Consider the following 261-nt stretch of genomic DNA (forward strand, 5'->3'; position numbering starts at 1 on the left):
ACGTGCCGCACATCCGCCCGCAGCGCCAGCCGGTCGTACAGGAAGTATTTCACGCCGCCGCCATAGTCGAAAAAGCCCATCGTCTTTCTCGAAACAAGGGCCGAGGGGCCCGACATATTGTAGCCCCCGAGCCCGGCAGCCACAAACGGCACGAGCTTCTTGTCCGGCATGAAATGGTACAGCCCTTCGACCCCGTATTTGAAAATGGAGACATCCTTGTCCGTCACCAACTTGGAAGAGGTGATGGAATAATCCAGTCCC

General features: G+C 57.5%; 1 protein-coding gene. It reads right to left on the reverse strand.

Going from position 1 to position 261, the window contains the following annotated elements; genetic code table 11:
- Window positions 1–261: outer membrane beta-barrel protein (locus tag F6V25_RS16885; protein ID WP_191966246.1), on the reverse strand; the 261-nt coding region annotated here is incomplete at both ends.

The sequence above is a fragment of the Oryzomonas japonica genome (assembly GCF_008802365.1).
Classification (GTDB): domain Bacteria; phylum Desulfobacterota; class Desulfuromonadia; order Geobacterales; family Pseudopelobacteraceae; genus Oryzomonas; species Oryzomonas japonica.